The sequence below is a fragment of the Massilia sp. P2_C2 genome (assembly GCF_056404615.1).
This window is the reverse complement of the sequence record NZ_JBFUDR010000096.1, coordinates 1-20361: the sequence shown is the minus strand read 5'-3', so window position 1 is coordinate 20361 and position 20361 is coordinate 1. Positions and strand designations below refer to the sequence as shown.

The 20361-nt window shown below is 65.1% G+C and carries 18 protein-coding genes; 5 read left to right on the top strand and 13 right to left on the bottom strand.

Going from position 1 to position 20361, the window contains the following annotated elements; translation table 11 throughout:
- Positions 1-85: 85 nt before the first annotated feature.
- Both parC and AC1DYX_RS13545 read right to left on the bottom strand, forming a co-directional pair.
- Entirely contained in the window at positions 86-2425 is a 2340-nt protein-coding gene (parC, locus tag AC1DYX_RS13550; protein WP_477259539.1) for a DNA topoisomerase IV subunit A, read from the bottom strand.
- A 113-nt stretch (positions 2426-2538) separates the two neighbouring features.
- On the bottom strand, positions 2539-4539 hold the full coding sequence (locus AC1DYX_RS13545; protein WP_477259537.1) for a DNA topoisomerase IV subunit B: 2001 nt from the start codon (positions 4537-4539) through the stop codon (positions 2539-2541).
- A gap of 325 nt (positions 4540-4864) precedes the next feature.
- On the opposite strand from AC1DYX_RS13545, the gene AC1DYX_RS13540 reads away from it, so the two are divergent.
- Complete coding sequence (locus AC1DYX_RS13540; protein WP_477259535.1) at positions 4865-5854, top strand: gamma-glutamyl-gamma-aminobutyrate hydrolase family protein; 990 nt, start codon at positions 4865-4867, stop codon at positions 5852-5854.
- 82 nt (positions 5855-5936) lie between these two features.
- Here the strand turns inward: AC1DYX_RS13540 and AC1DYX_RS13535 are convergent, their stop codons facing one another.
- From AC1DYX_RS13535 to AC1DYX_RS13505, 7 genes are all read right to left on the bottom strand, one after another.
- Positions 5937-6383, bottom strand: a complete 447-nt coding sequence (locus AC1DYX_RS13535) for an SRPBCC family protein (protein ID WP_477259533.1) — start codon at positions 6381-6383, stop codon at positions 5937-5939.
- Between the two features lie 91 nt (positions 6384-6474).
- Complete coding sequence (locus AC1DYX_RS13530; protein ID WP_477259531.1) at positions 6475-7593, bottom strand: YbdK family carboxylate-amine ligase; 1119 nt, start codon at positions 7591-7593, stop codon at positions 6475-6477.
- Between the two features lie 13 nt (positions 7594-7606).
- Complete coding sequence (locus AC1DYX_RS13525) at positions 7607-8956, bottom strand: RNA-guided endonuclease InsQ/TnpB family protein (RefSeq protein ID WP_477259529.1); 1350 nt, start codon at positions 8954-8956, stop codon at positions 7607-7609.
- Positions 8957-9044: 88 nt separating this feature from the next.
- The gene (locus AC1DYX_RS13520; RefSeq protein WP_477259527.1) at positions 9045-10262 is read right to left on the bottom strand and encodes a cation:proton antiporter; all 1218 of its coding nucleotides are present in this window, start codon (positions 10260-10262) and stop codon (positions 9045-9047) included.
- Between the two features lie 191 nt (positions 10263-10453).
- On the bottom strand, positions 10454-11623 hold the full coding sequence (locus AC1DYX_RS13515; protein ID WP_477259525.1) for a vWA domain-containing protein: 1170 nt from the start codon (positions 11621-11623) through the stop codon (positions 10454-10456).
- A gap of 11 nt (positions 11624-11634) precedes the next feature.
- Positions 11635-12222: a GNAT family N-acetyltransferase gene (locus AC1DYX_RS13510; protein WP_477259523.1), complete on the bottom strand. Its 588-nt coding sequence runs from the start codon at positions 12220-12222 to the stop codon at positions 11635-11637.
- A complete protein-coding gene (locus tag AC1DYX_RS13505) occupies positions 12219-13073 on the bottom strand; it encodes an AAA family ATPase (protein ID WP_477259521.1) in 855 nt (284 codons plus the stop codon). The genes AC1DYX_RS13510 and AC1DYX_RS13505 overlap by 4 nt, the downstream gene beginning before the upstream one ends.
- Before the next feature lie 228 nt (positions 13074-13301).
- On the opposite strand from AC1DYX_RS13505, the gene AC1DYX_RS13500 reads away from it, so the two are divergent.
- Together AC1DYX_RS13500 and AC1DYX_RS13495 are read left to right on the top strand one after the other, a co-directional pair.
- Positions 13302-13637, top strand: a complete 336-nt coding sequence (locus AC1DYX_RS13500) for a c-type cytochrome (RefSeq protein ID WP_477259519.1) — start codon at positions 13302-13304, stop codon at positions 13635-13637.
- Positions 13638-13648: 11 nt separating this feature from the next.
- On the top strand, positions 13649-14005 hold the full coding sequence (locus AC1DYX_RS13495; protein WP_477259517.1) for a c-type cytochrome: 357 nt from the start codon (positions 13649-13651) through the stop codon (positions 14003-14005).
- 72 nt (positions 14006-14077) lie between these two features.
- On the opposite strand, the gene AC1DYX_RS13490 is transcribed toward AC1DYX_RS13495, so the two are convergent.
- The 3 genes from AC1DYX_RS13490 to AC1DYX_RS13480 all read right to left on the bottom strand — a co-directional run bounded on the left by AC1DYX_RS13490 (position 14078) and on the right by AC1DYX_RS13480 (position 17048).
- Positions 14078-14503, bottom strand: a complete 426-nt coding sequence (locus AC1DYX_RS13490; protein ID WP_477259515.1) for a DUF1841 family protein — start codon at positions 14501-14503, stop codon at positions 14078-14080.
- Between the two features lie 115 nt (positions 14504-14618).
- Positions 14619-16235: an aspartyl protease family protein gene (locus AC1DYX_RS13485; RefSeq protein ID WP_477259513.1), complete on the bottom strand. Its 1617-nt coding sequence runs from the start codon at positions 16233-16235 to the stop codon at positions 14619-14621.
- 120 nt (positions 16236-16355) lie between these two features.
- On the bottom strand, positions 16356-17048 hold the full coding sequence (locus tag AC1DYX_RS13480; protein WP_477259511.1) for an RNA pyrophosphohydrolase: 693 nt from the start codon (positions 17046-17048) through the stop codon (positions 16356-16358).
- A gap of 258 nt (positions 17049-17306) precedes the next feature.
- On the opposite strand from AC1DYX_RS13480, the gene AC1DYX_RS13475 reads away from it, so the two are divergent.
- Both AC1DYX_RS13475 and AC1DYX_RS13470 read left to right on the top strand, forming a co-directional pair.
- Positions 17307-19040, top strand: a complete 1734-nt coding sequence (locus tag AC1DYX_RS13475) for a proline--tRNA ligase (protein WP_477259509.1) — start codon at positions 17307-17309, stop codon at positions 19038-19040.
- On the top strand, positions 19040-19690 hold the full coding sequence (locus AC1DYX_RS13470; protein ID WP_477259507.1) for a lytic transglycosylase domain-containing protein: 651 nt from the start codon (positions 19040-19042) through the stop codon (positions 19688-19690). Before AC1DYX_RS13475 ends, AC1DYX_RS13470 begins: the two co-directional genes overlap by 1 nt.
- An 88-nt stretch (positions 19691-19778) precedes the next feature.
- Here AC1DYX_RS13470 and AC1DYX_RS13465 read toward each other — a convergent pair.
- The coding region (locus AC1DYX_RS13465) for a LysR substrate-binding domain-containing protein (RefSeq protein ID WP_477259504.1) at positions 19779-20361 on the bottom strand (583 nt) is incomplete at its 5' end.

Sequence of the window (20361 nt, the reverse complement as noted above, 5' to 3'; positions counted from 1 at the left end):
GCACGGGGGCCCACCCTACGGCAATGCATTCGTAGGGTGGGCACCCCGTGCCCACGCGGACGTTTGCGGTGTGTTGGCGTTACAATCAACCGCCGTCCGTCTGCCGCATCGCCAAATCCCTGGCCTTCAACTTGGCCGACAACGGCTTGCCCTTGTTGGCCCGCTTGCCGAAATGCGGCTCGAGGCCCGACGCGAACAGCTCCACCGTGCGCGGCTTGTCGCCGGCCCACGTGCCGACCACGTTCAGGCCTTTCTGGCTGATCGGCTGCGCGGCCAGCAGCTTTTCCTTCGGCTCCAGCGCCATCAGGGTCACGCCGCGGCCGCCGTTCTGCAGCACCTTCATCTCGTCGATGCCGAACACCAGCACGCGGCCCTTCTCGGACAGGCAGGCGATGGCGCCCGCATTGTCCGACACGACGCGCGGCGGCAGCGGCACGGCGCCGTCGTCCAGCGTGATAAACGATTTACCACCTTTCAGGCGCGTGATCATGTCGCCGGCTTTCGTGATGAAGCCGAAGCCGCCCGACGAGGCGAGCAGCAGGCGCGTGTCGCCATGGCCGGCGAAGTAGTACAGGATGYGTCCTCCGCCGGAGAGATCCACGAGCGTCGTGATGGGCACGCCGTCGCCGCGCGCGCCGGGCAGGGCGGCGACGGGCACGGAATAGACTTTACCGTTGTCGCCGACGCACAGCAGCGTGTCCACCGTGCGGCACTCGAACGCGCCGTACAGCGAGTCGCCGGCCTTGAACGTGAACTGGGAAGGATCGTGGCCGATGCCGTTGCGCGCGCGCACCCAGCCCTTCTCGGAGACGATGACGGTCACCGGCTCGTCGACGATCTTCTGTTCGGCCACGGCCTTCTGCGCCTCCTCGATCAGCGTGCGGCGGTCGTCGCCGTATTGCTTGGAGTCGGCCTCGATCTCGCGGATGATCAGGCGCTTCATCGACGATGGGTTCTCGAGGATGTCTTCCAGCTTTTCCTTCTCGCTGCGCAGCTCGGCCAGCTCCTGCTGGATCTTGATCGCTTCCAGGCGTGCCAGCTGGCGCAGGCGGATCTCGAGGATGTCCTCGGCCTGGCGCTCTGATAGCTTGAACCGATCAATCAGCGCGGCCTTCGGCTCGTCCGAATTGCGGATGATGTGGATGACCTCATCGATGTTCAGCAGGACGGTCTCGCGGCCTTCCAGGATGTGGATGCGGTCGTTGACCTTGCCCAGCCTGAATTCCGTGCGGCGGCGCACGGTGACGAAGCGGTAGTCGATCCACTCCTGCAGGATCTCGGACAGTCCCTTCTGGCGCGGCCGGCCGTCGCCGCCGATCATCACCAGGTTGATCGGGGCCGACGTTTCGAGCGACGTGTGCGCCAGCAGCATCAGCATGAATTCCGTCTGGTCCTGGTTCTTCGACTTCGGCTCGAACACGAGGCGTACCGGGGCCTCGCGGCCGGATTCGTCGCGCACGGCATCCAGCGCGCCGAGGATCGTCTGCTTCAAGGTCAACTGTTCCGGCAGCAGGGTCTTCTTGCCGACCTTGATCTTCGGGTTGGTGAGTTCCTCGATTTCTTCCAGCACGCGCTGCGACGACACGCCCGGCGGCAGCTCGGTGACGACGGCCTGCCACTGGCCGCGCGCCAGTTCCTCGATCTTCCAGCGCGCACGCACCTTCATCGAGCCGCGGCCGGACGCATACATGTCGGCGATGTGCGTGGCCGGCGTGATGATCTGGCCGCCGCCCGGGTAGTCCGGACCGGGCATCAGGGTCATCAGTTCGGCGTGCGTGATCTTCGGGTTGCGGATCATCGCCACGGCGGCCTGGGCCACTTCGCGCAGGTTGTGCGACGGGACCTCGGTGGCCATGCCGACCGCGATGCCGGACGCGCCGTTCAGCAGCAGCATCGGCAGGCGCGCGGGCAGCGTGCGTGGTTCCTCGCTCGAGCCGTCGTAGTTCGGCTGGAAGTCGACAGTGCCCATGTCGATCTCGTCGAGCAGCAGGCGCGAGACGGGCGTCAGGCGGGCTTCCGTGTAACGCATCGCGGCGGCGCCGTCGCCGTCGCGCGAGCCGAAGTTGCCCTGGCCGTCGATCAGCGGATAGCGCAGCGAAAAGTCCTGGGCCATGCGCACGAGGGCGTCGTAGACGGACTGGTCGCCGTGCGGGTGGAGCTTGCCGAGCACGTCGCCAACGACGGTCGCGGACTTGCGCGGCTTCGCCGTCGGGCCGAGGCCCAGTTCGTTCATCGAGTACAGGATGCGGCGCTGGACGGGCTTCTGGCCGTCCGACACGTCCGGCAGCGCGCGGCCTTTCACGACCGAGACGGCATAGTCCAGGTACGCGCGTTCGGCGAAGGTGGAAAGGGTGAGCGTTTCGGCGTCATCGCCGCCGCCACCGCCGGGTGGAGTTGTTTGTTCGAAGAGGCTTGCTTGCGTCATGATTTTGTATGTTCGTATTCGGTCGGGCGCGGGAATGGTGGGCTCGGGGAGCCCACCCTACGGCCGGATGCTGCGTAGGGTGGGCACCCCGTGCCCACGCGTCTACGTGCGTATCAGATATCCGCTTCCGTCTCGTTCCCGTGTTCCTCGAGCCATGCCCGACGGGCCGCGGCTTCGCCTTTCCCCATCAGCATGTTGAAACGCGCCGACGATTCGGCCAGGCCATAGTCGCCAAAGGCCACCGGCAGCAGGCGGCGGGTGTCCGGGTTCATCGTGGTTTCCCACAGCTGTTCCGCGTTCATCTCGCCCAGGCCCTTGAAGCGGGAAATGCTCCACACGCCTTCCTTCAGGCCTTCTTTCTTCAGCTTGTCCTCGATCGCGAGCAGCTCGCCGTCGTCCAGCGCGTACAGCTTCTGGATCGGCTTCTTGCCGCGCGCCGGCACGTCCACGCGGTACAGCGGCGGGCGCGCGACGCACACGTGGCCGTTCTTGAAGAGGGCCGGAAAATGTTTGAAGAACAAAGTGAGCAGCAGGACCTGGATGTGCGAGCCGTCCACGTCCGCATCGGAGAGGATGCAGATCTTCCCGTAGCGCAGGCCGGACAGGTCCGGATTGTCGTCCGGGCCGTGCGGATCGACGCCGATGGCGACCGCAATATCGTGGATCTCGTTGTTGGCGAACAGGCGGTCGCGGTCCGTCTCCCACGTGTTGAGGACTTTACCGCGCAGCGGCAGGATGGCCTGGAATTCCTTGTCGCGGCCCATCTTGGCGGAGCCGCCCGCCGAATCGCCCTCGACGAGGAACAGTTCGTTGCGGGTGATGTCGGTCGATTCGCAATCCGTCAGCTTGCCCGGCAGGACGGCCACGCCGGACGATTTCTTCTTCTCGACCTTCTGCAGCGAACGCAGGCGCGACTGCGCCTGCTTGATGACGAGTTCCGCCAGCTTGCGGCCGTATTCGACGTGCTGGTTCAGCCACAGTTCGAGCGGCGGCTTTGTGAACGTCGAGACGAGTTTCACGGCGTCGCGCGAGTTCAGGCGTTCCTTCGTCTGGCCCTGGAACTGCGGGTCCAGCACCTTCGCGGACAGCACGAACGAGACGCGCGCGAACACGTCTTCGGGCAGTAGCTTGACGCCCTTTGGCAGCAGCGAGTGCATCTCGACGAAGCCCTTCACGGCGCCGAACAGGCCGTCGCGCAGGCCGGATTCGTGCGTGCCGCCGCTCGGCGTCGGGATCAGGTTGACGTACGATTCGCGCACGACGGCGCCTTCTTCCGTCCACGCGACGACCCACGCCGCGCCTTCGCCTTCGGCAAAGCCTTCATCGCCCGCGGCCGCGTATTGCGCGCCTTCGAACAGCGGGATCAGGGTCTGGCCGCCGCCGGCCGTCTGCGCCAGCGCTTCCGTCAGGTAGCCGCGCAGGCCTTCGTCGTAGCGCCAGGTCTGCTTGTCGCCGGTCTTCGCATTCGTCAGCGTGACGGTCACGCCCGGCAGCAGCACGGCTTTCGAGCGCAGCAGGCGCTGCAGCTCGCTCATCGGGATGTTCGGCGAATCGAAGTATTTACCATCCGGCCAGGCGGTGACGCGCGTGCCGTTCTTCTTGCCGCCGCGTTCGAACGGTTCCGAGGTCAGCGGCTCGATCACGTCGCCGTCGGCAAACACCAGCTTGTGCATGCCGTTGCCGTCGTCGTCCTTGCGCCAGACGGTGATCTCGAGGCGCTTCGACAGCGCGTTCGTGACGGACACACCCACGCCGTGCAGGCCGCCCGAGAAGGCGTAGGCGCCGCCCGAGCCCTTGTCGAACTTGCCGCCGGCGTGCAGGCGCGTAAACACGATCTCGACCGTGGACACGCCTTCTTCCGGGTGCAGGCCGACCGGGATGCCGCGGCCGTCGTCCTCGACGGTGATGGAACCGTCGGCGTTCATCGTCACATCGATGTTCTTGCAGTGGCCGCCCAACGCCTCGTCCGAGGCGTTGTCGATCACTTCCTGGATGATGTGCAGCGGGTTCTCGGTGCGGGTGTACATGCCCGGACGCTGCTTGACGGGCTCCAGTCCTTTCAGGACGCGGATGGATGATTCGCTGTAATCGGGTGCGGGTTTCTTGGGGGCCATGCTTGATCTTTAATCTTTCGAATGCTGCGCATTCTATCTTGTCGCGTGGAAAATAAACGATTCACGCCATTTCCGGCGGTCGGGACGCGGTGCTGCAGGCAAGACAACTGTATGGAAATACAGTATTTTTGCCGTTTGGGCGCAAGTTTGCAAGTAGTCGTTGCACGGATTGCCAAGCACCCGGCATCCCGGCATCCTGTCCATGTGCGGGCGGGCGCCCGTACCGCAAGGCCTGCGACATGCCGGCTGCGGCGGGATTTCATTGCAGAATGACATTTTTTACAAATCGAATCGTGCGCGACCGTCGCAAGGATATATTGAGATCATGGCTCAGGACAATGAAAAGCACGACAACAAGCCGAGCGAATCCGGTCCGCCGCAGGACGGCCAGCCGGGCCCGCCGCGCGTGCCCGACCGGCGTGCCGGTGGCGGCGCATCGCGCTACCTGCGCACCGACGACACCCCGCTGAACCTGGCCGGCCGCGTGCTGCGCTCGCGCTGGCGCGCGCTGGCCGATAAATTCAATCGCGACTTCATGCGGCGCACGCTGCGCATCGGCGTCTCCGCCCGCATCTTTCATCCGGAAGAGGGCGCCAAGGGCCTGCGCAGCAAGAACCTGCAATACCTCGAGGAATCGATCGCCCAGTGGGTGATGTCGCGCGACGTGCTCGTGTTCATGGTCCCGACCGTCAATACGAATGGGCTTCTGCACCCCAGCAATATCACCATGCGTCATTACGCGCGCCACCTGGACGGCCTCGTGCTGCAGGGCGGGGCGGACGTCTCGCCGATGACGTATTCCGAAACGCCCACGCGGCCCGAATGGAACGGCGACCGCGCGCGCGACGTCTACGAACTGGAACTGCTGCACGAATTCGTCGACGCCGGCAAGCCCGTGCTGGGCATCTGCCGTGGCTGCCAGTTGATCAACGTCGCGTTCGGCGGGACGCTGTACCAGGACGTGGCGACCAATCTTCCCGGTTCCCAGCCGCACGTGCACGACATCTACGACGCGCACCGCCACCCGATCGTGTTTCCGCACGGCTCGTCGCTGCGCAAGATGTTCCCCAGGCACGAGCGCGCCGTCGTGAATTCGATCCACCACCAGGCCGTCAAGGAGCTGGGGCGCGACATCCACGTGGAAGCGATCTCGGAACCGGATGGCGTCGTCGAGGCCATCCGCTACCAGCGCGCGCCCTTCGTGATGGGCCTGCAGTGGCATCCGGAATTCCACCGTGCCACCGGCGGCGACCTGCTCGACTGCACGCCCGTGCTCGACGAATTCCTGCGCGCGGCGCGCGAAACCCGGCTCTGACCGGACAGGCCCGGCGGGGTTATTCCTTAGATCGTAGGGTGGGCACCCCTGTGYCCACCCTACAGTTCTGAACGCGGCAGAATTACTCCTTGATCTCGGGCTCGACGAGTTGCGCGAGCAGTTGCAGCGATTCCTGCCAGCCGAGATAGCACATCTCGGCGGGAATCGCGGCCGGGATGCCTTCCTGCTTCACCTTGATCTCGACGCCGCAGAACACCTCGCGCAGCTGCACGGTCGTCTGCATGCGGCCGGGCAGGTTGGGATCGTCGAATTCGGCCGTGTAGCGCAGGCGGACGCCCGGTTCCAATTCGAGGTATTCGCCGCCGAACGAGTGGCTGCCGCCCGTCGTGAAATTCGTGAACGACATCCTGTAGCGGCCGCCGACGCGGGCATCCTGCTCGTGCACGGTGCAGGTGAAGCCATGCGGCGGCAGCCATTTGGCGACGGCGGCGGGCGTGAGAAAGGCGCGGTAGACGCGGTCGGCGGTGGATTTCAGGACGCGGTGCAATTCGACGGTATTCGTGGACATGATCGGTCTCCATGGCGTGAGTTAGCAGAGGACATCCCTCTGATACTACGACGAACGGGCCGACGCCGGATCGACACGCGGACAAAAAAATTTATCGGCCGCGGAAGCGCCGGATCGCCGCATCGACCATGCCCTCCGCGCTGCCCTGGCGTTCGTACTGCCCGCGCAGGAAGCTCGCGTCGCCGCCGTCGCTGGCCGCCGCGGCCAAATGCAGCAATGCCTCCAGGCTGCCCAGCGCTTGCGCATGCGGCTCCATCAGGTCCAGGGTGGCGATGATGTCTTCGCGCAGCGGGAGCTGCTCGTAGGTCTTCGGATGGGTGATCACGCCGTCGATGCCGAAGCGGCTGGCCTGGAAGCGGTTGTAGTTGTAGACGAGGTAGTCGTCCTCGAGCGGTGGCGCTTCGCGGCGTTCGAGCAGGTGGCGGCACAGCGCCTGCAGGTAGGCGGCCAGTGCGGCGGCCCGCTCCACGGTCAGTGGGGTGTCGCACACGCGCAGCTCGATCGTGCCGTATTCCGGCTTGGGCCGCAGGTCCCAGTAGAAATCCTTCATGCTCTTGATGATGCGCGTGCGCTCCATCTTGGCGAAATAGACGTTGGCGAAGTCGTCCCAGCTGAGCGTGAAGGGCGCGCGGCCGCTCAGGGGAAAGGCCGAGACGGAATTCAGGCGCGCCGAATCGAAGCCGCTGTCGTGACCCTGCACGAACGGCGACGAGGCGGACAAGGCGATGAAGTGCGGGATGTAGCGCGACAGTGCGTGCAGCAGGAACAAGGCGTCGTCTCCGCTGGCGCAACCGATGTGCACGTGCTGGCCGAACACGGTGAACTGCTTGGCCAGGTAGCCGTACAGCGCCGACAATTCCTGGTAGCGCGGCTTGGCCGAGATGCGCTGCTCGGACCAGTGCTGGAACGGATGCGTGCCGCCGCCGCAGATACCGATGTTCAGCACGTCGCCGGCGGCGACGAGCGTATCGCGGATGTCGAGCAGTTCCGCCAGCAGCGCGCGGTAGCCCGTCTGCACGCTCGAATTTATCTCGATCATGCTTTCCGTGATCTCGGGCGTGACGTTGCCGGGGAAGGGCTTGCGCTTGAGCAGGTGCATCAGGTCCGGGCTGGCCGGCGTGAGGTCGAAGTCGGACAGGCTGATGAGCTGCAGTTCCAGCTCGACGCCGAACGTGAGCGGCGCCGACGTGGCGAAGGGTTCAAGCGGCATGATTCACCTGCTTTCAAAAACGTGCGCACATGCGCGCACCGTTCTTTTCCTGCCCCGAGCCGTCCTGCTGACCGTGCTCGTGCCTGACAGGCGTGACTTTCCCGCCTCCCGCCGGCACATCGCCGGCGGCAGTGCCCAGCATCGCCGCCGGACTCGCCACGGGTAGCGCAGACTGCGTCACCAGGACGCCGGTTGCGAGCCGTTGTAGATTGATCGCCGCGTTCACGTCGCGGTCGTGGTGTGTACCACATGTGGCGCAGGTCCAGCTGCGTTCCCCCAGCGCCAGCGCCGCATACTTGACGCCGCACACCGAACACAGCTTGCTCGATGGGTACCAGCGGTCAGCCAGCACGAGTTGGGTGCCGTAGCGCGTGGCCTTGTACTGCAGCTGGCGCCTGAATTCATAAAAGCCAACGTCGGAGATCGCGCGCGCCAGGCGGGCGTTGGTCAACATTCCGTGCACATTCAAGTCCTCGATTACGATTGCGTGATTCTCGCGGCACAACCGGGTGGTCAGCTTGTGCATGAAGTCGGCGCGCACGCGGGCGATGCGCTCGTGCAGCCGCGCCAGTGCGCGGGCGCCACACGTCCGGTTCTTCGATACCGGCAGCCGTGTGCCTTTCGGGATCGGTCCTTCGATCCCGGTGGCTGTCTTGACCGCTTCCAGCTTGCGAGACTGACGCCGCGAGCGGATGCGCAGGCGTCGCAGCGCCGCCACGAGTGGGCGCGGTGCGGCGATCTTCTCTCCGCTGGATAGCGTGGCGGCCGCGCTTACGCCCAAGTCGACGCCGGTGATGCCGTCGCCACTGCGGTTCAGGTGCGCGACGTCATCCGGTACGTCGACGCATACGGCGAGATACCAGTGGTCGGCATTGCGGCTGACGCTCGCGCCCATAACCTTGCCGGGCCAGCGCAGATGTTCATGCAGCGGTACCCGGCCGAGCTTCGGCAGCATGACCGTCATCCCATCAAGCCGGAATCTATCGTTTGCCAGATAGAACACATCGCGGCAACGTCCCTTCTTTTTGAAACGCGGTCGGTGCGTCTGCTGGCCGACGCGGCGCTGGTCGAAGTAGCGGGACCACGCTTTCGCGAGGTTGGCGAAGGGCTGGGCGTGAGCATCGCGGTGGATGGTGCGCAGCCAAGGCTGGCCGTTGTCGTCCAGCCAGTCCGGATCAGAATACTTGATGCGGTTGAACTGCTTCTTCAGCGCCAGCGCACTCGGCTTCAGGCCCGCGGCGACTTGGCGGTTCCACTCGGCCAGTGCCCAGTTCCAGACGCGCCGCGCGGTACCGGCAGCGCGTGCGAAATAGTCGCGCTGCGCGGGCGTCGGGTCAAGCCGGATGCGATGGGCCAGAAGCATAGAAAATGAATCGTGAGGAAACGCCCTGTTCGACTTTGGCGGATCCGGCAAGTTCAATCCAATCACACTGTTATTCATAGACGTCCATTCATGGCTGCGCACCTTTGCGCATTTCTTTTTGATCAGAGTTCACCTCCGGCGCCTCGCGCGCCCACACGAGGGCGCGCTGCAGGATGATGGGTCCGAACACTTCGAGCAGCATCGTGACGGCCGCCACCGCCCGCAGTTCCTCGACGACCGCCACGCCCGCGTGGCGCGCATGCTCGATCAGGAGGATCACGAATACGGACAGCGGCGCCAGCGCCACGCCCGTCAGCGCGCCCTTGCGCCACGAGATGCCGGACAGGTGCGCGAACGCCGTCACGCCGGCCGTCTTGGCGAGCAGGCGCACGAGGACGAGCGCCACGGCGAGCGCCGCGCCGGCCCACACGCTGCGCCAGTCGAGCGTGGACGCGGCGAACACGAACAGTACGACGGTCAGGAGTTCACCGAGTGCGCCGAAATTGCGCTGCGCCTGGCTGAACGCGACGCGGCGATGGCGCGCCATCAGCCCGAACGCGAGCGCGGCGACGACCGGCGACAGGCCCAGCGTGTATGTGATCGCGACGAGCAGGATCACGGCCAGTGCGAACGCGACGGTGGCATCCTGCGCGAGCTTGCCGAGCAGGCGCAGCACGCCCGGTACGATAAGGCCGAACACGGCACCCGTGAACGCCGAGACGCCGAGCACGACGAGGCTGTTCCACAGCGCGTCGCCGACGTCCTCGGACGTGCGGAAGATCCACAGGCCGACGGTGGCGTTGAATGCGAACACGGCCAGCACGCAGTTCAGCGCGCACAGGTGCAGAGCGCGCTCCGTCACCTGGCCCGAGCTTTTCTGCTCGTTGATGACGCGGACGACGGTCGCCGGCGACGTCGCCATCGACAGCGATGCGAGCATCAGCCTGTCGAACAGCGGTGCGCCGAACGCGTCCGCGACGAGGTACACGCCGATGAAGGTGAGGCCCGCTTCGACGAGGCCCGTGATGCCGATCCACGGATTCGTGCGCAGCCAGCGCAGGTTGATGCGGTAGCCGAGCTCGAACAGGATCAGCCCGAACGCCACGTCGGCCAGCAGCAGCGCCGTGCCGGTTTCCGGCCGCGGCAGCACGCCCAGCTGGGGTGCCGCGAGCACGAAGCCGACGAGGCCATAAAAACTGATGCGCGGCAGGCCCGTCCAGCGCTGCCCGAATTCACCGACCAGCCAGGCCACCGTGATCGCGAACGGCCAGGCCAGGCTGGTCAGGATTGCCAGGAAATCCCGCATGTCCGCTCCTTTGTCAAAATGTTATGACGCAGGGCCGATTCTACAAGAGAGATATGTCCGCACGATTGCGTAGGGTGGGCACCCCTGTGCCCACGCGAACGCCGGCACGACGCATACGTCACGCGTGGGCACGTCTCGTTTGAGGCCCCCGGCCTCAAACGCCCACCCTATGTTGGTATGCCAACGGTATGTTATTTGCTGAGCAGGCGCATCGCCCGTTCGAGCCCATCCATCGTCACCGGAAACATGCGATTGCCCATGATCTGACGCACGATGGCAATCGACTGCCGGTACTGCCACAAATGCTCGGGCTCCGGGTTCAGCCAGGCGAATTTCGGAAACGCGTGGCAGAAGCGCGCCAGCCATTCGGCGCCCGCTTCGTCGTTGGCATATTCCACGGAACCRCCCGGCGCCAGTATCTCGTAAGGGCTCATCGTGGCGTCGCCCACGAAGATCAGGCGCGTGTCGGGCGGGTAGGTGCGCAGCACGTCCCAGGTGGGGAAGCGCTCGGCATGGCGGCGCCGGTTGTGCTTCCACAGGTGGTCGTACACGCAGTTGTGGAAGTAGAAGAAGTCCATGTGCTTGAACTCGGCCTTCGCGGCCGAGAACAGCTCTTCGGTGCGCTCGATGTGGTCGTCCATCGTGCCGCCCACGTCCAGCAGCATCAGCACCTTGATGCGGTTGCGCCGCTCGGGCTGCATCCTGATGTCGAGCCAGCCGGCGTTGTTCGCGGTGGAGCGGATCGTCTCGTCCAGCGCGAGCTCGTCGGCCGCGCCCTGGCGTGCGAAGCGGCGCAGGCGGCGCAGCGCGACCTTGATGTTGCGGATGCCCAGTTCGCGTTCGCCGTCGTAGTCGCGGTAGGTGCGCTGGTCCCAGACTTTCACGGCGGACCGGTTGCCCCCTTTGCCACCAATCCGGATACCTTCGGGGTTCGTGCCGCCGTTTCCGAACGGCGACGTGCCGCCCGTGCCGATCCACTTGCTGCCGCCTTYGTGGCGTTCTTTCTGCTCCTTCAGCAATTCCTGCAACCGTTCCATCAGCTTGTCGTAGCCGAGCTTTTGCAGTTGCGCCTTCTGCTCCGGCGTCAGTTCGCGCTCCAGGCGTTTCAGCAACCAGTCCAACGGGATGTCGGCCTTCGCATCGAACACGGTCTCGATGCCCTTGAAGAAGGCGCCGAACGCGCGGTCGAACTTGTCGAAATGGGCTTCGTCCTTCACCAGCGTCAGGCGCGCGAGATAATAAAACTCGTCGAGCGACGGCGCGATCACCTGCCGCTGCAGCGCTTCGAGCAAGGTGAGGAATTCCTTGATCGTGACGGGTACCCTGGCGTCGCGCAGGGTGAAGAAGAAGTCGATCAGCATGCCGCGCCCCTTCAGCTGCCGTGGCGCGCCAGGCGATCGTGCAGGTGCGACTTGATCTCGGGCCACTCGCCGCGCACGATGCTGTACATGACCGTATCGCGGACGGTGCCGTCGCGGCGCGGCGCGTGGTGGCGGATCACGCCATCCTTCTTCGCGCCCAGGCGCTCGATGGCGGCCTGCGACGCGAAATTAAAATTATCGGTGCGCAGGCCGACGACGGCGCAGCCCAGCGTGTCGAACGCGTGCGACAGCAGCAGGAGCTTGCAGCTGGTATTGACGTGGCTGCGCTGGCGGCTCTTCGCATACCACGTGTAGCCGATCTCGACGCGGTCGATGGCGGGCATGATGTCGTGGTAGCTCGTGGTGCCCATCACCGTGTCGCTGGACACGTCGACGACGGCGAAGGCGACGCGGTTCGCCGTCTCCAGCGCCGTGCGGATGTACGCTTCCGTGTCCTGCGGCTCGGGCACGGACGTCACGCGCAGGTTCCACAGCTCGCCGTCCCGGGCCGCCGCGCGCAGGCCGTCCAGGTGGTGCGGCGCCAGCGGTTCCAGGCGCACGCCGTTGAACTCCAGCGTGACGGAATCGACGCGGATCATCGGTTATGCCTCGCCATCGCCACCAGGCGCTCGAACAGGCTCACGTCCTGTTCGTTCTTCAGCAGGGCGCCGGCCAGCGGCGGCACGATCGTCTTGCCGTCCTGGGTGCGCAGCGCGTCGATGGGGATGTCCTCGGCCAGCAGGAGCTTCAGCCAGTCGAGGAATTCCGACGTCGACGGCTTCTTCTTGAGACCCGGGACGTCGCGCAATTCATAAAAACTCTGCAGTGCGGCGGCCAGCAGGTCCGCCTTCAACGTGGGATAGTGGACCTTCACGATCTCGGTCATCGTGTCGCGGTCGGGGAATTTGATGTAGTGGAAGAAGCAGCGGCGCAGGAAGGCGTCCGGCAAGTCCTTCTCGTTGTTCGACGTGATGATGACGAGGGGACGGTGCTTCGCCACGACCAGCTCGCGCGTCTCGTACACGTAGAACTCCATGCGGTCCAGTTCGCGCAGCAGGTCGTTCGGGAATTCGATGTCGGCCTTGTCGATCTCGTCGATCAGCAGCACCACCGGCTCGGGCGACGTGAACGCCTGCCACAGCACGCCCCTGACGATGTAGTTGTGGATGTCGCGCACGCGCTCGTCGCCCAGCTGCGAGTCGCGCAGGCGTGAGACGGCGTCGTATTCGTACAGCCCCTGCTGGGCCTTGGTCGTGGACTTGATGTGCCACTGCAGCAGCGGCATGTCCAGCGCGGCCGCGACCTCTTCGGCCAGCATGGTCTTGCCGGTGCCGGGTTCGCCCTTGATCAGCAGCGGCCGGGCCAGGGTGAGGGCGGCGTTGACCGCCAGTTTCAGGTCATCGGTGGCGACATAGTTGTCGCTGCCTTCGAAGCGTCGGGGTGCGTGCATGGGCCTGTGCAGTTCGTATGGGGTGCCAACGAGTATATGCCAGAACGCCGAGGCGGGCAGGGCGTCCATGCTGCGCTGCCCAATGGACTCGACTATATTCTTCGGATAGAATCGATTGGATCGTGGCAAAAATGCCATTGCAGTTGCAGTACCGGGGGTCTAGAAAACCTGCTGCCGCCGCACGGGTCGCAAGGCGCCCTATCGATTCAACCCAACGATAGGTCATCCATGAAAATTTCAACAGCATTACTCGTGCTTGCCGGCGCCTCGCTGGCCGGCACGGCCAGCGCAGCCGACATCGTCGGCAATCCCAAGGCAGCACCCAACAAGATCGAGCAGTGTATCGGCTGCCACGGCATCCCCGAGTACAAGGGCTCGTTCCCTGAAGTCTATCGCGTACCGAAGATCGGCGGACAGTCGGCGAAGTACATCGAAGCCGCGCTGCAGGCATATAAAAAAGGCGACCGCAACCACCCGTCCATGCGTGGTATCGCGGCCAGCCTGTCCGACCAGGACATCGCCGACATCGCCGCCTATTATTCGCAACAGACCCCGGCCAGGTAAGGAGACGCGCCATGAATAAACTGATCGTCGCGCTGTCCCTGGGTGCCGCCGCCTTTGCCCTGTCGGGCCAGGCGCTCGCATCGGGCAATGCCGCCAACGGCGCCGAACTGGCGAAAAAATACAATTGCGCGTCCTGCCACGGCGCCGACTACAAGACGCCGATCGACCCCAGCTACCCGAAGCTGGCCGGCCAGCACGCCGACTACCTCGTGCACGCCCTGACCGCGTACAAGCGCGGCAACAAGGCATCCAACGGCCGCAGCAACCCGATCATGGCCGGCATGGCCCAGCCGCTGTCCGACCGCGACATGGCGGACATCGCCGCCTACCTGCAAAGCCTGCCGGGACCGCTCGTCACGAAACGCTGACGCGGCTTCGCGCCAACAAAAAATCCCTCGCCCGCATTGCCGGGGCGAGGGATTTTTCGTTTGGGGCGCCGTTCAGCGCACGCGCCGGCGCACGCAATCGACGTAGGCCGCCGTATCGGGCTGCGTGCCGTGGCGCTGCGCCGACCAGATCATCTCGCCCAGGCATTCCATGATCTCGTGGTGCGCCTCGTGCTCGCCCACGCGGCTGGCCAGGGCTTCGAACGCGGCGCGGATGCCGCGCGGCTGGTCGATCGACACCTGTTCCGTGATCGACAGGTGCATCGACAGGTGCAGGAACGGATTCGGCTTGCCGCCTTCGACGGCATAATCGCGCGCCACGGCTTCCTCCGCGTTCCCCAGCTCGTCGTGGTATTCGGGGTGCTGCTCGATCCAGTCGGCGGCGATGGCGTCCATCGGGGTCAGGATCTCGCCGGCGCGGCGCTTGCGCAGGGCCTCGCAGAAGAAGCGGCGGACGTCGTGGGAGGAGGGGGTGAACATGGCGGGAACCGTTGGAAAAACTGGGGGAAGGGCGCATTGTAGCGTGCCGCTGCGCATCCCGCCGGCGGGGTCGCAGTGCGGCAGCGCCGGCCCGTGCGACCCTGGCGGATGACGATCAGTTGGAGAGCGTGCCGGCCGGTGCGGCGCCGCCGGTCGGGAGCGGCGTGGAAGCCGACGCCGGCGCGGCGGGACGTTGCGGGGCAGCGGCGGCAGGCGCGCAGCTCGTGCGCAGCGTGGTCTTGAGGGCGCTTGCCTCGGCCGCGTCGCCCCGGGCGTCATGCCACTCCGCCATGTAGGCGTTGGCCATGCACGTGCGCGCGTGGGCGAGCTTCGCGTCCTTGCCCGCTTCTTCCAGCAGGCGCGCGGCGTTCGTCTTGCCGAGGTAGAAGTCGGCGATCGGCGCGGGCCAGTCGTCTTCCTTCTGCTGCTTCAGCGCGGCTTCCAGTTCGGTCTTCGCCAGGTCGGCCTCGCCATGACGCACGCGCGCGATGTACAGCCAGAGCGGGCCCAGGCGGTCGGCCGGCAACTGGTCGAGCGCGCGCCGCAGTTGCGGAATCGCTTCGTCCACGTGTCCGGCCAGCATCTGCCGGCGGCCGCGCAGCAGGCTGGCATTCGGCTGGCCCCCATTTGCCGCCATGTCCAGCCAGACGCCGGCCTGGATCGGATCACGCGGTACGCCGCGGCCGTTGGCGTAGATCTGGGCGAGCGCATACCGGGCGTCCGCGTTGCCGCCGTCGGCCTCGGCGCGCATCCAGGCTTCCAGCCCCGTGCCGCGCGTAAACACGTCGCCGCCCAGGTAGGCGATGTACAGCTTGTCCTGGCTCATCGCGAACAGCACGCGGTGCGAGCGCAGGAAGTCCTGGCCCAGGTACAGGTCGGCCGTGCGCGCGCCCTGCGAATCGATGATGCCCAGTTCGACGTTGCTGATGGTTTCATCGCCGATCTTGACCGTCTTGACGGGGGCGATCCAGTGCGGCGCGCGGTCGGAGCCGACCCCGCCGGCGTCGCGCATGCGCACCGCGCCCGGGCCGTTCACGTCGATGCCGGCCTTCTTTGCCGCGTTCAGCATCAGGAAGCTGCGGTGTGCACCCGAGTCGATCATGGCGTCCAGTTCGCGGCCGTTGACGACGACCTTGAAGTGCGGATTCGGGCTGCGGTCGTAGCCGCCCTCGGTTGGCAGCACGATCGTGTTCTCCTTCCACAGGAGCAGCTCGGTCTTGCGGCATTCGAGCGGACGGTAGAACTTCATCTGCTTGGCGCGCAGGTCGAGCTCCAGGTCCGCCTGCAGCAGGAACGGGGCGCCGACGATGGCGTCGTAGCGCGGCGTGAACGAGGTACTGCCGATCACGGTCAGTTCGGGATGGCGGCCGGCATGCGCCGGGCCGATCGAAAAATCCTTCAGCCGCGCGGCATACAGGCGCGAGAGCCCGCCGATGCCTTCGACAAAACGCCCTGTCATGTGCAGGGTGAGGTCGCGGCGGGTCGCGGCGTTCATCGTCATGAGAGTCCGGTCGGAACCCGTGTCGATCAGCATCGTGGCCGGTGTGTCGTTGATCGTGCCTTCGACTGCGGGCTCCAGGCCTTCGCCGACGTAGCGGATGGGCAGGTTCGCGACTTCGACGTAGGTGCATTTGGGCGGCGTGTCGTCGGCGTGGGCAAGCGGCGACGCGCACAGCACGGCCAGCAGCAGGGACGGCAGCCAGACAGGCCGGGGCAGGGTAGCGATCATCATGACAATGATTCTACCGCGCAATTTTGCAAAAAATACATTACCAAAATGTAAAAAGGCGACCGCAACCGTTCGCACGGCTGCGTCGCCTTTACATTGTTGCTTTCGCGCTACTGGCGGATATCACTCCTTGCGCGTCGCCCCTTGCTGCGCCAACACCAGCTTGGAACTGCCGGCGGCATCCGCAATCGCCTTGCTGGCCACTGCCACCGCCTTGCTGCTGGCGTTGCCGGAGTTGGCGGTATTGGCCGCTGTCTTGCCGCCGTTGCCGTTGCCATTCTGGCCACGTCGTTCATGCGGCTGCCGCAGGTAGCGCGAGCTGTGGCGGCGTTCGCCGTTCGCGGGCCAGGTAATGAAACGCGACAGCTCCTGCAGGGCGCGCTGGTACACTTCGCGCTTGAATTCAATGACCACGTCCAGCGGCACCCAGTAGTCGTGCCAGCGCCAGGCGTCGAATTCGGGATGGTCGGTCAGGCGCAGGTTGACGTCGTTGTCGCGTGCAACCATGCGCAGCAGGAACCAGATCTGCTTCTGCCCGCGATAGTGACCACGCACTTCGCGCTTGATGAAGTGATCGGGCACCTCGTAGCGCAGCCAGTCGCGGGTGCGGCCCACGATCTTGACGTGCTCCTGGCGCAGGCCGATTTCTTCCTCGAGCTCGCGGTACATCGCCTGTTCCGGCGTCTCGCCGTATTTGATACCCCCTTGCGGAAATTGCCAAGAATGCTCACGCACCCGCTTGCCCCACCACACCTCGTTGTTGGCGTTCAGCAGGATGATGCCGACGTTGGGGCGAAACCCTTCACGATCGAGCATAATTCACCTCGAAACTTTCTGCCGGCCGATCTCTCTTACATTTTTACTTACAAATCCTGGAGCTTGCCGAACCTGCCGCGTCGCCACTTGACGTTTTTGCAAGCCCCCGTCAGGTGCTTCCATCGTTTACCTGCACAGGAACAACAGCATGCACCACTTGTTTCGGACCCATTTGTATAAAGATTGGATGCATCAGCCAGCTAATCCTTTAAAATTAGGTCGATTATAACCCTCTCTTTTTAAAAAGAATTCACAGATATGCGCGCCTCACGATTTTTTATTTCAACGCTCAAAGAAGCGCCCTCCGACGCCGAGATCGTCAGCCATAAACTGATGATGCGCGCCGGGATGATCAAGCGACTCGGCTCCGGCATCTACACGTACATGCCGCTGGGCCTGCGTGTGATTCGCAAGGTCGAGGGCATCATCCGCGAAGAGATGAACAACGCAGGCGCGATCGAACTCCTGATGCCGATGGTGCAGCCGGCCGAGCTGTGGCAGGAGACTGGCCGCTGGGATAAGATGGGGCCGGAACTGCTCCGTCTCAAGGACCGCCACGGCCGCGATTTCGCGCTGCAGCCCACGTCGGAAGAAGTCGTCACCGACGTCGTGCGCACGGAAGTCAAATCGTACCGCCAGCTGCCGTTGAATTTTTATCACATCCAGACGAAATTCCGCGACGAGCGCCGTCCCCGTTTCGGCCTGATGCGCGGCCGCGAATTCACGATGAAGGATGCGTATTCGTTCGACCGTGACGTCGAAGGCATGCAGAAGTCTTACGAGACGATGTTCAACGCCTACGTCAACATCTTCAACCGCTTCGGCCTGAAGTTCCGCGCCGTCGCGGCCGACAACGGCGCAATCGGCGGCACCGGTTCGCACGAATTCCACGTGATCGCCAGCACCGGCGAGGATGCGCTCGTCTATTGCCCGAACTCGGACTACGCCGCCAACATGGAAGCGGCCGAGGCGCTGCCGCTGATCGCCGAGCGCGGCGCGGCCACCGAGCCGCTGACGAAGGTATTGACGCCGAACTCGACCAAGTGCGAGCAGGTCGCCAAGTTGCTCGGCATCGAGCTGGCCAGGAACGTGAAGGCGATCGCATTGACGGTCGAGAAAGAGCTCGACGGCAAGCAGGTCAAGGAAAACTGGCTGCTGCTGCTGCGCGCCGACCATGACCTGAACGAAGTCAAGGTCAGCAAGGTCCCGGGCCTGAAGGACTTCCGTTTCGCCAACGAAGCCGAAATCCAGGACGCCTACGGCACCGTGCCGGGCTATATCGGTCCGGTCGGTCCGAAGCAGCCGGTCAACATCGTGGCCGACCGCACCGTCGCCAACATGTCGGACTTCGTGTGCGGTGCCAACGAGGCCGAATACCACCTGACGGGTGTCAACTGGGGCCGCGACCTGCCGGAACCTGTCGTCGCCGACCTGCGCAACGTGGTCGAAGGCGATGCGTCGCCGGACGGCAAGGGCAAGCTTGCGATCGAGCGCGGCATCGAAGTGGGCCACGTGTTCCAGCTGGGGACCGCGTACTCCGCCGCCATGGACTGCGTCTACCTGGACGAGAAGGGCCAGCCGGCGCCGATGCAGATGGGTTGCTACGGCATCGGCGTGACCCGTATCCTGGGCGCGGCCATCGAGCAGAATTTCGACGACAAGGGCATCGTCTGGCCGGACGCCATCGCGCCGTTCGAACTGGTGCTGTGCCCGATGGGGTATGACCGCAGCGAACTGGTAAAAACCGAGACCGATCGCCTGTATGCCGAGCTGCAGGCGGCCGGCGTGGACGTCATCGTCGACGACCGCGGCCTGCGTCCGGGCGCCATGTTCGCCGACTGGGAACTGGTCGGCGTGCCGCACCGCGTCGTGATCGGCGAGCGCGGCCTCAAGGAAGGCAACCTGGAATACCAGGGCCGCCGCGATGCCGAGGCGACGGCCGTTCCGGTCGCCGACATGGTCGGCTTCATCAAGGGCAAACTGGGTAAGTGATGGCACGACGGTTGATCAGCCGGGCAGCCGCCCGGCTCGGCCCGGTCTTGCTGGCCGCTGCATTGATGAGCAGCGGCGTAGCGCAGGCCGGCAACCAGAAAGAAGAAGCGCTGGGAGACGCGGTCCGTCTCGCGCTCGAACACGCGATCCGCGACGGCCGTCCGCCGAAGCCGGTGTTCCGCGACGAGGTCGCGCGCGTCCGTTATCAACAATGGTTCGACGCGATGTCGGCACGCCTCAAGCGGCGCCTGCCGGACGACCAGACGCGCACGGAATTCCTCGAATCGGCGTGGTACGAAGCCACGCGCGCGGGGCTCGATCCGGGGCTCGTGCTGGGCCTGATCCAGGTCGAATCGGCGTACCGCAAGTACGCCGTGTCGATGGTCGGCGCGCGCGGCTACATGCAGGTGATGCCGTTCTGGACGAAGGTGATCGGCGATTCGAACCGGCGCGCGCTGTTCGACATGCAGACCAATCTGCGCTACGGCTGCTCGATCCTGCGTATGTATATCGACATGGAAGGGGGCAATCTGTATCTCGCCCTCGGCCGCTACAACGGCAGCCGCGGCAAGCCCGAGTATCCGAATGCGGTGCTGGCGGCGTGGAAGAATTGGGAATTCAAGCCTGATGTGATGGTCTCCAGCCGTTGATCATGCAGGCGTTTGGTGGGCACGGGGTGCCCACCCTACGATTGTCACGTTGCCGTAGGGTGGGCTCCCCGAGCCCACCATGCGTGTGTCACGCCCGTATCTCTTCGACCAGCTGCTGCGCATGCCGCGGCAACCCGTCAAAGCTGCGCATGCACAGCGACAGCTGCCGCAGCGCCCACGCATCGGCCAGGTCGAGCACGGCGATGTCCATCGTGCGCGCGCAGCGCCGTGCGGCCGGTTCGGACACGATGCCGATCCCGACCCCGCTCTCCACCATCCGGCACACCGCGTCGAAGCTGCGCAGGCGCACGCGCGCGCGCAATGTGCGGCCGGCGCGCTCGGCCTGCTGGCTCAGGTAGCGGAACAGGGCGCTGTCGCCCGTGAGGCAGACGTGGTCGAAGTCCACGAGCCGCGCGAACGCCACCACCTGCCCATCCTGCGCGACGAGCGAGCGTGCCAGCGCCGGCTGCGCGACGGCCACGAGGCGGTCGGTACAGAACGGGAAGCTCTCCAGTCCCGACAGGTCGACCGTGTCGGCCACGATGCCGAGATCGGCGCCGCCTTCGCGCACCGCGCGCGCGATGTCGCTGGAGGTACGCTCTTCCAGGTCGATGTCGACGTCCGGATGGCGCGCCATGAAGCCCGCCAGCACTGCCGGCAGGTATTCGGAG